At 52.8% G+C, this 12708-nt stretch carries 13 protein-coding genes and 1 tRNA gene; 7 read left to right on the top strand and 7 right to left on the bottom strand.

Annotation, left to right across the window (positions count from 1 at the left end; all coding sequences use genetic code 11):
* The first annotated feature begins 12 nt into the window (after window positions 1-12).
* From fdxH to NXT09_RS14720, 4 genes are all read left to right on the top strand, one after another.
* Window positions 13-921 carry a formate dehydrogenase subunit beta gene (fdxH, locus tag NXT09_RS14735; RefSeq protein WP_268580144.1) on the top strand — a complete coding sequence of 303 codons (909 nt, stop codon included), beginning with the start codon at window positions 13-15 and terminating at the stop codon, window positions 919-921.
* On the top strand, window positions 914-1549 hold the full coding sequence (fdnI, locus tag NXT09_RS14730; protein WP_268580143.1) for a formate dehydrogenase-N subunit gamma: 636 nt from the start codon (window positions 914-916) through the stop codon (window positions 1547-1549). The genes fdxH and fdnI overlap by 8 nt, the downstream gene beginning before the upstream one ends.
* Before the next feature lie 317 nt (window positions 1550-1866).
* Window positions 1867-2943, top strand: coding sequence for a sugar ABC transporter substrate-binding protein (locus NXT09_RS14725; RefSeq protein WP_226307456.1), 1077 nt, complete (start codon window positions 1867-1869; stop codon window positions 2941-2943).
* Between the two features lie 14 nt (window positions 2944-2957).
* Window positions 2958-4208 (top strand): LVIVD repeat-containing protein, encoded by a 1251-nt coding sequence (locus NXT09_RS14720; RefSeq protein ID WP_268580142.1) that lies wholly within the window; start codon window positions 2958-2960, stop codon window positions 4206-4208.
* A 56-nt stretch (window positions 4209-4264) separates the two neighbouring features.
* Here NXT09_RS14720 and NXT09_RS14715 read toward each other — a convergent pair whose 3' ends face one another.
* Genes NXT09_RS14715 through NXT09_RS14705 form a run of 4 tightly spaced genes read right to left on the bottom strand, consistent with a single transcriptional unit; the run spans window position 4265 to window position 6437 of the window.
* The gene (locus tag NXT09_RS14715) at window positions 4265-5005 is read right to left on the bottom strand and encodes an SDR family oxidoreductase (protein WP_268580141.1); all 741 of its coding nucleotides are present in this window, start codon (window positions 5003-5005) and stop codon (window positions 4265-4267) included.
* 46 nt (window positions 5006-5051) lie between these two features.
* Window positions 5052-5186, bottom strand: a complete 135-nt coding sequence (locus NXT09_RS22600) for a zinc-binding dehydrogenase (RefSeq protein ID WP_370690958.1) — start codon at window positions 5184-5186, stop codon at window positions 5052-5054.
* Window positions 5171-5971, bottom strand: coding sequence for an NADP-dependent oxidoreductase (locus tag NXT09_RS14710; protein WP_268580140.1), 801 nt, complete (start codon window positions 5969-5971; stop codon window positions 5171-5173). Before NXT09_RS14710 ends, NXT09_RS22600 begins: the two co-directional genes overlap by 16 nt.
* Window positions 5972-5990: 19 nt before the next feature.
* Window positions 5991-6437 (bottom strand): ester cyclase, encoded by a 447-nt coding sequence (locus tag NXT09_RS14705; RefSeq protein ID WP_268580139.1) that lies wholly within the window; start codon window positions 6435-6437, stop codon window positions 5991-5993.
* 96 nt (window positions 6438-6533) lie between these two features.
* On the opposite strand from NXT09_RS14705, the gene NXT09_RS14700 reads away from it, so the two are divergent.
* Window positions 6534-7445 (top strand): LysR family transcriptional regulator, encoded by a 912-nt coding sequence (locus NXT09_RS14700; RefSeq protein WP_268580138.1) that lies wholly within the window; start codon window positions 6534-6536, stop codon window positions 7443-7445.
* A gap of 310 nt (window positions 7446-7755) precedes the next feature.
* On the opposite strand, the gene pgl is transcribed toward NXT09_RS14700, so the two are convergent.
* Together pgl and NXT09_RS14690 are read right to left on the bottom strand one after the other, a co-directional pair.
* On the bottom strand, window positions 7756-8754 hold the full coding sequence (pgl, locus tag NXT09_RS14695; protein WP_268580137.1) for a 6-phosphogluconolactonase: 999 nt from the start codon (window positions 8752-8754) through the stop codon (window positions 7756-7758).
* Window positions 8755-9053: 299 nt separating this feature from the next.
* Window positions 9054-9141, bottom strand: a tRNA-Ser gene (locus NXT09_RS14690).
* 273 nt (window positions 9142-9414) lie between these two features.
* Here NXT09_RS14690 and NXT09_RS14685 point away from each other — a divergent pair.
* A complete protein-coding gene (locus NXT09_RS14685; protein WP_268580136.1) occupies window positions 9415-10236 on the top strand; it encodes a pyridoxal phosphatase in 822 nt (273 codons plus the stop codon).
* Between the two features lie 69 nt (window positions 10237-10305).
* Here the strand turns inward: NXT09_RS14685 and glk are convergent, their stop codons facing one another.
* Window positions 10306-11271 carry a glucokinase gene (glk, locus tag NXT09_RS14680; protein WP_268580135.1) on the bottom strand — a complete coding sequence of 322 codons (966 nt, stop codon included), beginning with the start codon at window positions 11269-11271 and terminating at the stop codon, window positions 10306-10308.
* A gap of 187 nt (window positions 11272-11458) precedes the next feature.
* Between glk and NXT09_RS14675 the strand changes: the two genes are divergently transcribed.
* Complete coding sequence (locus NXT09_RS14675) at window positions 11459-12703, top strand: MFS transporter (RefSeq protein WP_268580134.1); 1245 nt, start codon at window positions 11459-11461, stop codon at window positions 12701-12703.
* The last annotated feature ends 5 nt before the right edge of the window (window positions 12704-12708 follow it).

Below are 12708 nucleotides of genomic sequence, written 5' to 3'. Positions count from 1 at the left end.
GGGTAGCCAACTATGTCAATGCAATCACAAGATATTATTAAACGTTCGGCCACCAACGGCTTTACACCGCCTCCGCATGTGCGTAATGACAAAAGCGAAGTGGCAAAACTGATCGATGTCACCACCTGTATCGGCTGTAAAGGCTGTCAGGTGGCCTGTTCCGAGTGGAACGACATTCGTGACGAGGTCGGCCATAACTTCGGCGTTTATGATAACCCAGCGGATCTGAGCGCCAAATCCTGGACGCTGATGCGCTTTTCCGAAGTGGAAGAGAACGATCGTCTGGAATGGCTGATCCGTAAAGATGGCTGCATGCACTGTAGCGATCCGGGCTGTCTGAAAGCCTGTCCTTCCGCCGGTGCGGTTATCCAGTATGCCAACGGGATCGTCGATTTTCAGTCCGAACACTGTATCGGCTGCGGCTATTGCATCGCCGGCTGCCCATTCAATATTCCACGTCTGAATAAAGAAGATAACCGCGTCTATAAATGTACGCTGTGCGTCGACAGGGTCAGCGTTGGGCAAGAACCTGCCTGCGTGAAAACCTGTCCGACGGGTGCTATTCGTTTCGGTACGAAAGAAGAGATGAAGCATCTGGCAGAAGAACGTATCGCCGATCTGAAAAGCCGTGGTTATGCGAACGCAGGCCTCTACGATCCGCAGGGCGTGGGCGGTACGCACGTGATGTATGTTCTGCACCACGCAGACAGGCCGTCGCTCTATAACAATCTGCCGGATGACCCGCAGATTTCCACGCCGGTCAACCTGTGGAAAGGCATTCTGAAGCCGCTGTCTGCATTAGGGTTTGTCGCCACGTTCGCCGGGTTAATGTTCCACTACATCGGTGTGGGTCCAAACACAGAAGAAATGGATCATGACCACGAGGGAGAAGATAAAGAAGGGGGAGACAAACATGAGTAAATCAAAAATGATTTTGCGCACCAAGTTTATCGATCGCATCTGTCACTGGATTGTGGTGATTAGCTTTTTCCTGGTCGCGCTCTCAGGTATTGCCTTGTTTTTCCCAACCCTGCAATGGCTGACGCAGACGTTTGGTACGCCGCAGATGGGGCGTATTCTGCACCCGTTTTTTGGCGTGCTGATTGTCATCTGCCTGATTCCGATGTTCTTCCGGTTTGTTAGCCATAACATTCCGAAGAAGCGTGACTTGCCGTGGTTCCTCAATATTGTTGAGGTATTAAAAGGCAATGAGCATGAAGTCGCTGAAGTGGGTAAATACAACCCAGGCCAGAAAATGATGTTCTGGAGCATCATGGGGCTGACGCTGGTACTGCTGATCACCGGGATTATCATGTGGCGTCCTTACTTTGCCCACCTGTTCCCGATTGATGTCGTGCGCTACGCTATCCTGCTTCATGCGGTTGCGGCTATTGTCCTTATCCATGCCATCCTGATCCATATGTACATGGCGTTCTGGGTCAAAGGGTCGATCAAGGGCATGATTGAAGGCAAGGTCTCCAAGCGCTGGGCGCGTAAACACCACCCACGCTGGGCGCGTGAAATGGAAGAGAAAGAAATGAAGAAATAACTCACTCTCTTCTATTCCGTTACTCCCGTTTTCGTTCGACAAATAGGTTTGTCAACGATCTGAAATGCCCGCCTTGCGGGCATTTTTCTTTTTATCCGCAGTCAGCACGAATCGTTATAACTTAAACCCAAAAGTCATAATGTTCCCCTCTTCCTCGTCTATCGCTCAACGGCTATGATGCAGTATCATTTTTAAATAGACATCCAGACATAAAGACAGCTATAAAGTAGTGACGCAGAAAACATAACAATACTGCCATCGACACGACACACTTTCATCAACACAAGACCCCTTTATAAAACGCCATGGAGCTGATAATGAAGAAATTTACGCCCGCCCTGCTTGCACTGAGCTTACTGACTGCATTACCAGCACTGGCTAATCAGAATGCCACCATTGCTCCCGTTCCGGCCTCTATCGCCAATCATGACGGTCCGGTTCGCATCGCGGTTATCCGCAACTTGGGTTCGGACGACAACACCACGCAGTTTGTTTCCGGCGTGCTTGAAGAAGGTAAAAAGCTGGGCTTTAAGGTCAGCACTTTTCTGAGCAACGGCGATGACGCCCGTTTTCAGGATTTCGTGAATCAGGCGATTAGCCAGAAATATGATGGCATCATCCTGTCACAGGGCCGCGATCCCTACTCTACCGATTTGATTAAACGCATTGTCGACAGCGGCATTGCCGTTTCCGTATTTGATACCGCCGTGAACGGCGAAATTCCGGGCGTGACCGTCACCCAGCAGGACGACGCCTCCCTGACTAACGAATCACTTGGCCAACTGGTGAAGGATTTCAACGGTAAAGCCAATATCATCAAACTGTGGGTCGCTGGCTTCCCGCCAATGGAACGCCGCCAGCTTGCCTATCAACAGATCCTGAAAGCCAACCCCGGCATCAAGGAACTCGAATCGATTGGTGCCGTGTCCTCTGACGTTCAGGGTGATACCGCTAACAAAGTCGGTGCAGTGCTGGCGAAATACCCGAAAGGCAAAATCGATGCCATCTGGGGATCGTGGGATGCTTTCAGCCAGGGCGCTTATAAAGCGTTGAAAGAAAATGGCCGGACAGAAATCAAACTGTACAGCATCGACATCTCCAATCAGGATTTACAGTTGATGCGCGAAGCGAGCAGCCCGTGGAAAGTCAGCGTGGCCGTCGATCCTAAGCTGATCGGTAAAGTGAACCTGCGTCTGGTTGCCAACAAGATTGCCGGTGAACCAACACCGGCGACCTATGAGTTCCGCGCAGCTGCGATTCCACAGGCGCTGTTAGCCAGCCAGCCGGGTGCAGTCAACGTCGCCGGATTAGCGAAAATCATTCCAGGCTGGGGCCATACGGATGATTTTATCGCACCGTGGTTTGCTACACTGGAAGCCAAACAGGCGAAATAACACGGAGATAACTCATGGCATCGACTCCTCTGCCCACCCCCGATTACAGCCGCAATATGCGGCTGATTGGGCACAGCGATCAGGGTGGCAGACCCGATGGCGTGCAGGTGATGGTTCATCGCGGCTACGCTTATATCGGGCATATGGTTTCACAAGGCGTGTCGATTGTGGATGTGCGCGATGCCAGAAATCCCAAGCCAGCGGGGTTTATTGCTGCCCCGCCCGGCACCTGGAATATCCACCTGCAAACGCACGATGACCTGCTGCTTGTCGTCAACGCACGCGATTTGTTTGCCGACGCCAGCTTCGCCGAGGAAAAGGTCTATTACACCCGCTCCGTCGCCGACACGGTCAGTACCAAGCAACAGGACAAAAGCTGGAGCGCTGGATTACGGATTTTCGATATCTCAACGCCGGATAAACCACGCGAAATCAGCTTCCTGCCACTGGACGGCATCGGCATTCACCGCATCTGGTACGTAGGTGGGCGCTGGGCTTATGTCTCCGCGCTGCTCGATGGCTACAGCGACTACATCTTTCTGACTATCGATCTGGCCGATCCACAGCGTCCAGAGGTTGCGGGCCGCTACTGGCTACCCGGCATGCATACCGCTGGTGGAGAAACCGCAAGCTGGCCGGAAGGCAAGCGTTACGCCCTGCACCACGCCATCATCAGCGGCGACACCGCCTATGGTAGTTGGCGCGATGGCGGGCTGACGCTACTGGACGTGAGCGATCGCACCAATCCACAGCTCATTAGCCACCGCAACTGGAGCCCACCGTTTGGCGGCGGTACACATACAGCGCTGCCGTTGCCGGATCGCGATCTGCTGATCGTGTTGGATGAAGCAGTATTGGATAATCAGGAAGATGGCGAGAAATTGATTTGGGTGTTCGATATTCGTGAGCCGAGCAATCCGGTGAGCATCGCCACTTTTCCGCAGCCGAAAGAGGCGGACTATGTGAAGAAAGGCGCACACTTTGGCCCACATAACCTGCATGAAAACCGGCCCGGCAGCTTCATCAGTTCGTCACTGATTTTCGCCACGTATCAAAATGCTGGGGTACGGGCTTACGACATCAGTAACCCGTATCAGCCGAAGGAAACCGGCGCATTGGTGCCTGCTGCGCCAGCCAGAATGGTCGATAAACGCCCCGGCAGACCGCAGATTATTCAGTCTTGCGATGTGTTTGTTGATGCCGACGGCATTATCTACAGCACAGACTACAACGCGGGTTTATCGATTATCGAATACCGGGGCTAATGACCTTGCGCTGTATTAGCATCAGTGCATAACGGGGGCTTTGTGCAGCACAGCACTTAAGCAAAGCCACCGTTGACTCGGACAACTTGAGAATTAACCCATCCACCCTCTTTTCCGAGCAAGAAGGAAACCGCATTAGCGATGTCGACAGGCTGCCCCAGGCGTTCCAGTGGCGACATCTTCGTCAGCATCTCCACCTGCTCCTTGGTCTTGCCCTTCATGAACAGCTCGGTATTCACTGGGCCGGGGGCAACGGCATTCACCGTAATATTGCGTCCCCGCAGTTCGTTGGCAAGGACATGCACGAGCCCTTCAACAGCAGCCTTAGAGGCGATGTAAGGCCCATAGCCAGGCGTTGCCTTAGCGATTACACTCGTGGACAAGGCCACAATCCGCCCACCTTCCTTAAGGACTTCAGTAGCTTTCGCAAGGACGAGAAAGGTGCCCCTCACATTCGTGGCCATGATGCGATCAAAAACGTCCACATTCGCAGTCTTGATAGGTGCGAGATCCATGACACCCGCGTTGCTGACCACCGCATCCACCTGTCCAAAAACCTCCAGCACGGTTGAGAACAGTCTGTCTACGTCGTCAGGGTTGCTTACGTCCCCTTGAACAGCCAGAGCGCTCCCGCCGTTCGTCTGTATCTCTGCAACCGTCTGGCAAGCTTGCTCGTGATTGCCAGCATAGCCGATGGCGACGGCGAAACCATCAGAGGCCAGCTTCAACGCGATCGCTTTGCCAATGCCGCGTGAAGCGCCGGTCACGATAGCCACCTTGTTTGGTGTTTTGCTCATGGAGATCCTCTTCTTATGTTGATTGGTTTTAGTCACGTAGGGCCGGTCAATGTGATGCTCGGATAAGCACCTTACCGCAAGCATGTCGGGTAGCCACCTTTTCTAGCGCCAAACGTGCTTCACTCAACGGGAAAGTAGAGTCAATAATAACCTGCAACTGCCCCGTCAGAAACAGACGCATGGCGTGCGGCAAGAAGGGTGTTGCACTGGCAAAGAAGACAAACGTGCCCGAGTATCCATCCATTGGTTTAATTCCGAACTCAACGAGCGTCGCAATACGCCCCCCGTACGCAGAACGGACCAGGATTTCTTCAGCGTATCGCCGCCGACGGTATCTAGCACGAGGTCGATATCGCGTGTTTTTTCAAAATCTTGGCTCCGGTAGTCGATGACCTCATCAGCACCCAGTTTTCTGACTAGATCAAGGTTCTTGCTTGACGCCGTGGCAACGACATAGGCACCCGCCTGGTGTGCCAGTTGAACAGCCATGCTGCCCACGCCCCCCGCCGCCGCATGAATCAGCACGCGTTGCCCACGTTGCAGGCTACCGACGTCAAAGAGCGCTTGCCATGCCGTACCGAATGCCGTCGGCAGAGCGGCAGCCTGTTCAATATTCATCTCCGATGGGATGAGACACAGGTCATCTGCAGAAATGACAAGACTTTCGGCGAAAGCACCACCGACACCAGGCGCAGTACGCCCGACCACTCGGTCACCGGACCGCAGATGCGTCACTTGCGCACCGACAGATTCGATGACGCCGCTAAAATCAGTGCCTGGAACGTAAGGAAGTTCGGCCGGGAAGAGTTGCTGCATATCCCCTGCTATCATCTGTAGATCCAGCGGGTTTACGCTCGCAGCTTCAACACGCACTGTAACGTCGTTGAGGTGCGGAGTACGTGTCCGACGCTCGCCGAGAGTGAGGAGGCCAGGGGCACCAAAAGTATGAATAAATGCTGCCTTCATCGCGTTATCTCCAAAATGATTAGCCTTGAGCAGGGAATTGGCCGAGTTGAAGGAACAAACCGAACCAGTCTTCCATGTGCCACGTGGTAGTAAGACGATTGGCTTCGAGCGTGTGGAATTCGTGAAGGCGGAAGCTGACTTTCTTGCCCGTGGGAGCAATGCCGAAAAGCTCACCTTGGTGCGTACCACTGATCTCGGCACGTACCGCGATCCTACCGGGTTCCTGAATCATATCGTGAATGATGATCTGAACATCAGGGAATGCCTCCCCCACGCCTCGGATGATGGGCTTAATGCCGATCGGCCCAGAATCCTGCCCCGGCGCCAGCGGAATGTCTTCCCACGAAGGGGCAAGAACGTCATCGACGAGATCAGGATTCTTTTCGCTAAATGCCCGATAGAACGTCCTCACAATGTCACGCTCATTGCGAAGCTGTTCGGAGAGATCAGTATTGGTTGTGCTCATTATTTATTCCGCTTGTGGTGATTACCGATGGCGCAATTCTGAAGACCTCAGTAAAATCCGTCCAACAAATAAACAATATATACCTATATTACTTTTATGAATTTTCATGGCATTGACCTCAATCTGCTCGTGGCCTTTGATGCCTTGATGAGCGAACGGAACGTGACTCGCGCCGCGATCCAGGTTGGCGTGAGTCAACCTGCAATGAGCTCAGCGCTTTCGAGACTCCGTAAACGCTTCGGTGATCCACTCTTCTTGCGTAGCGCCGATGGTCTATTACCTACAGCACGCGCACGAGAGCTCTCTGTGCCAATCACACAAGCCTTGCGACAGATCGAATCCACGCTCGTGCAGAGAACCATTTTCGAGCCCGGAAACACATCGTTAAACGTCAACCTGGGACTGTCTGACTATCCAACTTTTGTGTTGCTGCCGACCCTGATACAGGTGCTTGCAAAGCACGCACCGGGTGTGTCATTGAACGTGCATGCTTTCAACGATAGGGATCATGCAGTCGATCTGTTGGATGCAGGGGTGATTGATGTGGCTATGGGTGTCCCTCCCACCCATGCTGATGGCCGGATACTGACACGGCCTCTATTTCGTGACGAATTCGTCACGATCATCACCCGAAATCATCCGGCGGCCGAACGGGGGATGACCATGGAAGAATACCTCGCGCTACCCCATATTCTCGCGTCCCCCGAAGGTGAGCTATATGGCGTGGTAGATAAGGCACTTGCACAGCAGGGTAAGAAACGCAAACTTGCGCTAACCTTGCCGCAGATGTTCATTGTGCCGACTATCGTGGCGCAAACGCTCATGACAGCCACGGTGTTGAAGCAAGTTGCCCTGCATTCTCCCGTCGGCAGCCAGTTGACGCTATTTCCGCCGCCGATCTCCTTACCGGATGTCGTGTTTAGCCTCATTTGGCACCGTCGCAATGACTCGCATCCTGCACAGACATGGCTCAGAGAATTCATTGCTGAGCATGTCGCGAAGGAGTAGCACAGGAAAGGTACGGCGGGATGTATGTGGAATTCAGCAAACAGGCATGATTGCCAGCGATGACAGTCAGCACCAGCACCTTAGTGCTGATGGCTCCCCGAGAAGCCTGATTTCCAAGAGCCGCACAGGGGCCACACGAGGGGAAGCCAGCTCAATTCTCGGAAAAAACTTGCATACACTGAAATAAACTAACTCATTGATAAAAAACAGAGTTTAGTGTTTTGTGGTCTAACGAATTACGCTACTGGAGGTATGGTGAAACAAAAAACCCTGCGGTTAAACGCAGGGCTTACTGTTGTGCTTAGCTAACTTAGTCCAGCGCCAGCACCGACACCCACATTGGCCCCTGACCGACGGCGTAACGCGCCAGCGGTTGCAGATCGCCTGTGTTCTGGTCGATGTGAGACACCTCAATGTGCTGAGATTTCTGCCCTGCTGAAATCAGGAACTCACCGGTGTTGTCGATATTGAAACCGCGCGGCTGCGTTTCGGTCGGCTGATGTCCGGTCAGCGTTAACGTGCTGCCATCTTCAGATACCTGGAAAACACTCAGCAGGCTGGCAGTACGATCGCTGATGTACAGGAAGCGACCATTCGGCGTAATGTGAATATCTGCCGCCCAGCGCGTGTCGCTAAAGCCCGCAGGCATCGCATCCAGCGTTTGCACTTTCTGCAGTTCGCCGCTGGCGGCATCCAACTGATACACGTCTACCGAGCTGTCCAGTTCATTCACACAATAGGCAAAGCGTTGATTTGGGTGGAAAGCCATATGGCGTGGACCCGCACCCGCTACTGTCGTCATTTCGGCCTGACGGTGTACGCTCAATTCGCCCGTCGCACCCAGATCGTACAGGCGAATACGGTCTTCTTTCAGGCACGGTGCCCACACGACAGAATTGGTTGGATCGATATTAGTAGAGTGGCACCCTTCCAGTCCGTCCAGTTGTTGGATCGGCTCGCCGACGATGCCGTCAGTACCAATCGGGCTAACGCTAACGCAGGCACCGCTGTAAGACGCGCTGAACAGGAAACGTCCGTCGTTATCGGTCGACAGATGCGTCGGGCTGCCCGGTAAGGACGCGACACCCGCTTCCGCCAATTTACCTTGTTCATCAATACGATAGCTCAGAACCCTGAAATCAGGACGAACCCCAACATACAGGTGACGCTTGTTCGGTGCGATCACCATCGGCTGAACCTGTCCTGGAACGTCAACAGTTTGCAATAATGTCAGATTTCCCTTAGCACCGAGTTGCCAAACATGAATCTGCTGGCTTTCTGGGCTAGCGACATAAACCACTTGCTGCATCGTATTCTCCTTATTTTTCACGCGAATGTGGTGGCACAGGAAGGCTCAAAAGAAGTTCATCAGAAGGATAACGAACCTGCTCAACCCGACGCACGGCATACCATAAATGACCAATCACTCTATTCTACAGAGACATCGCAAGGCTACTATTGATTTAAGTATGATTGATTAAAGTAATGATTGATGTAGCTAACGGTGGCTGGTGATAAGCAATGGAAAATAAGTGATGAGAATGATGCTTCAGACTATCAGGGGAAGATAAGAGAGTAATAACAAGATATACAGGGGAGGACTTGAAGTGGCGGAGGAGTAGAGATTCGAACTCTAGAACGCTTTCGCGTCGCCGGTTTTCAAGACCGGTGCCTTCAACCACTCGGCCACTCCTCCGCAATGACGCGCACTATAAACAGTACGCCGCACATTGTAAAGCAGCGTTGTGGTCAACTGCTTAAAAAATAGATGATAAGCCGTTGAAAGCATAGAAAATCAACAATAGTGCTGTAAAACCGTCCGTTTCGCCTTATTTCACACCGCCACGCTGAATCCTTCGTCATCAAATGAACCTCAGATACTTTTATCTCGCTGTTGTCTGTCTATTTTTCGTCATGTCCTTTATCGTAAGGGTAATTTGATACCCACATTTTTATTTGCGAGATAACGATGACCTACCGAGTAATTGCACTTGATCTTGATGGTACGCTACTGAATCACCAGAAAAAAATCCTGCCAGAATCCCTTAGCGCACTCGCGCTGGCCCGTCAGCAAGGCATAAAAGTGATGATCGTCACCGGACGCCACCACTCGGCAATCCACCCTTTTTATCAGGGATTGCAGTTGGATACGCCCGCCATCTGCTGTAACGGTACCTACGTCTATGATTACCAGCAAGGCCAAGCGTCGCACACCAATCCGCTCTCTGTCGAACAGGCAAAAAACGTCATCACGCTGCTAGACGAATTTGATATTCATGGGCTGATGTATGCCGATGACGATATGTATTACCAGTATCCTACCGGGCACGTAGTCCGCACGCTGGCATGGGCTGCTAACCTGCCGGAACAGCAGCGCCCTCGTTTCGCTCAGGTGGAAAATCTGGTGCGTCAGACCGAAGCGTCCCACGCTATCTGGAAATTCGCGACCACGCACGCCGATGTTCCCACGCTGAACCATTTCGCCGCAGAAGTGGAAAAGCAACTCGGACTCGCCTGCGAGTGGTCATGGCAGGATCAGGTTGATATCGCCCAAACTGGCAACAGCAAAGGCAAGCTGCTCCAGCAATGGCTTGGCGAACAGGGTATCAGCATGAAAGACGTCGTGGCATTCGGCGATAACTTTAACGATATCAGCATGCTAGAAGGCGTAGGACTGGGCGTCGCGATGGGCAACAGCGCCGATGAGATCAAGGCGAGAGCCGATCTGGTGATTGGCAGCAATGAAGAACCTAGCATCGCCGATGTCATCCGCACCCGCATTCTGGCATAACCGACGATGACGCAATCAGGAAAAGCGACCGTTCTCGCTTGCCTGATTGCGTTCGATTCGCAAACAGACTTACAGCGCGCTACCCAGCACCTGCCGCAGGTACGCTCCCGCCCCCATTAATCCCGGCTGCTCATGAGTAATCAGGTACACAGGGATATCCTGCATATAGCCTTTGAACCGCCCTTTGTCTTCAAAAGCCGCCCGAAAACCGGAAGCTTTAAAGAACTCAAGAAAGCGAGGAACGATGCCGCCAGCAATATACACACCACCAAACGTGCCTAAATTTAACGCCAGATTGCCGCCGAAGCGTCCCATGATGACGCAGAAGAGCGACAGCGCGCGACGACAGTCCACGTCCGTATTGTCGACGGCACGTTCGGTAATATCTTTCGGCTCCAGCGCCTCCGGCGTGCGACCATCAGACAGCACCACAGCACGGTAAATATTCACCAGCCCCTGCCCAGAGAGTATGCGTTCAGCGGAAACATGCCCGAGCGACTGGCGCAAAACAGAGAGAATTTTGTCTTCTTCATCGCTATTCGGCGCGAAATCCACATGGCCGCCCTCACCCGGCAGGCTAATCCATTGATTGGCGGCATGTACCAGATGAGCGACGCCTAACCCCGTGCCTGCACCATACACCGCTATCGGTTTACCTGGCACAGGTTCCCCGCCGCCAAATTGGAGTAAATCCGTGTTAGCCATCACCGGCACCGCCATGGAAACAGCGGTAAAATCGTTGATGACCTCAAAATGGCGCAGACCCAGACTCGCTTTCATTTCTGCGATGGAAAACGCCCAGGTGTGGTTCGTCATTGCCACCCAGTCACCGGTAATCGGGCAGGCAATCGCGATACAGGCATCCTGTACCGAGACCTGTCGCGAATCGAGATAATCACGAATGGCCGCTTCCAGAGAAGGGAAATCCAGCCCGGAATAGGTCTCGGTTTGCGACAATTCTCCCGTTGTAGCGTCACATAATGCCAAACGCGTATTGGTGCCGCCGACATCGCCCACTAAAACAAAGTGCGTCATTCTTCTTTTCCCCTCAAACAAAGCAGATTCCCGATCATTGCGCGAAAACAGCCAGCTACGCTATGGCTATATAACTTTCTAGTGATAAGGATCTCATTTATGGCTAAAAGCTGCGGTTAAGTTAAAAGTAATCGATTACATTTAGAAAACACAAATTGTAATCGATTACTTTTAAGAGGGATACCACATGGTTTCTTCATCTGAAAACACAGCTACCAAATCGTTACAGCCGGCCTTCGTGGTTCCCAGACTGTCACTCATGATGTTTCTAGAGTTCTTCATCTGGGGTTCATGGTCTGTCACCCTGGGCCTGGTTATGACACAGCACAACTTGGCCGCCATGATTGGCGACGCCTTCTCTGCTGGGCCAATCGCTTCAATCCTGTCGCCGTTTGTACTGGGCATGGTGGTTGACCGCTTCTTCCCATCACAAAAAGTCATGGCGCTGCTGCACCTGATCGGCGCGGTCATCCTGTGGTTTGTGCCTGCCGCGTTAATCAACGAAGACGGCTCACAGCTGCTGATCCTGCTGTTCGCCTACACGCTGTGCTTTATGCCAACGCTGGCGTTAACCAACAACATCGCGTTCCATAACCTGAGCAACAGCGAGAAAAGCTTCCCGGTTGTGCGCGTCTTCGGCACCATCGGTTGGATCGTTGCCGGTGTCTGTATCGGGACAGCGGGCATCTCCGCAAGCGTCAATATCTTCTACGTCGCTGCCGTTTGCTCTGCAATCTTGTCTGCCTACAGCCTGACGCTGCCGCATACCCCTGCTCCGGCAAAAGGCTTGCCGCTGGCAGTACGCGATCTGTTCTGTGCTGATGCGTTTGCGCTGCTGAAGAAAGGCCACTTTCTGGTCTTTGCCATCTGCGCCATGCTGATCTCTATTCCACTGGGCACCTACTACGCTTACACCGCATCCTTCCTGAGCAATGCGGGTATCAGCGACGTCAGCACCGCCATGTCGTTTGGTCAGATGTCCGAAATCGTCTTCATGCTGATCATTCCGCTGCTGTTTAGAAAGCTGGGTGTGAAATACATGCTGTTCATCGGCATGCTGGCGTGGTTCGTGCGCTATGCCCTCTTCGCGATGGGCGTGAATGAAGAAACGCGCTGGTTGCTCTACATCGGTATCCTGCTGCACGGTATCTGCTATGACTTCTTCTTCGTCATTGGCTTCATCTACACCGACCGCATCGCGGGAGAGAAAATCAAAGGTCAGGCACAAAGTATGGTGGTCCTGTTCACCTACGGTATCGGTATGCTGCTGGGCTCACAGGTTTCCGGCGCACTCTATAACCGTCTCTTCGACAACGGCACATTAAACGCACCTGAAATCTGGGCGACCTTCTGGTGGATCCCTGCGGTTGCCGCAGCCATCATCGCCGTCATTTTCCTCTTCTCCTTCAAATATAAAGAAGAGCGGGCTTAAGCATT

Origin of the sequence: Pectobacterium jejuense, assembly GCF_026800125.1 — a bacterium.
In the GTDB taxonomy this organism is placed as follows: Bacteria; Pseudomonadota; Gammaproteobacteria; order Enterobacterales; family Enterobacteriaceae; genus Pectobacterium; species Pectobacterium jejuense.
The sequence above is the reverse complement of the archived record's forward strand: the minus strand, read 5'-3'. Positions and strand labels throughout refer to the sequence as shown.

Coding starts and splice junctions, on each gene's coding strand:
- fdnI (WP_268580143.1), top strand. CDS start 914: ATGAGTAAATCAAAAATGATTTTGCGCACCAAGTTTATCGATCGCATC.
- NXT09_RS14685 (WP_268580136.1), top strand. CDS start 9,415: ATGACCTACCGAGTAATTGCACTTGATCTTGATGGTACGCTACTGAAT.
- NXT09_RS22600 (WP_370690958.1), bottom strand. CDS start 5,186: ATGCGTCTGTTTCTGACGGGGCAGTTGCAGGTTATTATTGACTCTACT.
- pgl (WP_268580137.1), bottom strand. CDS start 8,754: ATGCAGCAAGTGGTTTATGTCGCTAGCCCAGAAAGCCAGCAGATTCAT.
- NXT09_RS14725 (WP_226307456.1), top strand. CDS start 1,867: ATGAAGAAATTTACGCCCGCCCTGCTTGCACTGAGCTTACTGACTGCA.
- NXT09_RS14700 (WP_268580138.1), top strand. CDS start 6,534: ATGAATTTTCATGGCATTGACCTCAATCTGCTCGTGGCCTTTGATGCC.
- NXT09_RS14710 (WP_268580140.1), bottom strand. CDS start 5,971: ATGAAGGCAGCATTTATTCATACTTTTGGTGCCCCTGGCCTCCTCACT.
- NXT09_RS14675 (WP_268580134.1), top strand. CDS start 11,459: ATGGTTTCTTCATCTGAAAACACAGCTACCAAATCGTTACAGCCGGCC.
- fdxH (WP_268580144.1), top strand. CDS start 13: ATGTCAATGCAATCACAAGATATTATTAAACGTTCGGCCACCAACGGC.
- NXT09_RS14705 (WP_268580139.1), bottom strand. CDS start 6,437: ATGAGCACAACCAATACTGATCTCTCCGAACAGCTTCGCAATGAGCGT.
- NXT09_RS14720 (WP_268580142.1), top strand. CDS start 2,958: ATGGCATCGACTCCTCTGCCCACCCCCGATTACAGCCGCAATATGCGG.
- glk (WP_268580135.1), bottom strand. CDS start 11,271: ATGACGCACTTTGTTTTAGTGGGCGATGTCGGCGGCACCAATACGCGT.
- NXT09_RS14715 (WP_268580141.1), bottom strand. CDS start 5,005: ATGAGCAAAACACCAAACAAGGTGGCTATCGTGACCGGCGCTTCACGC.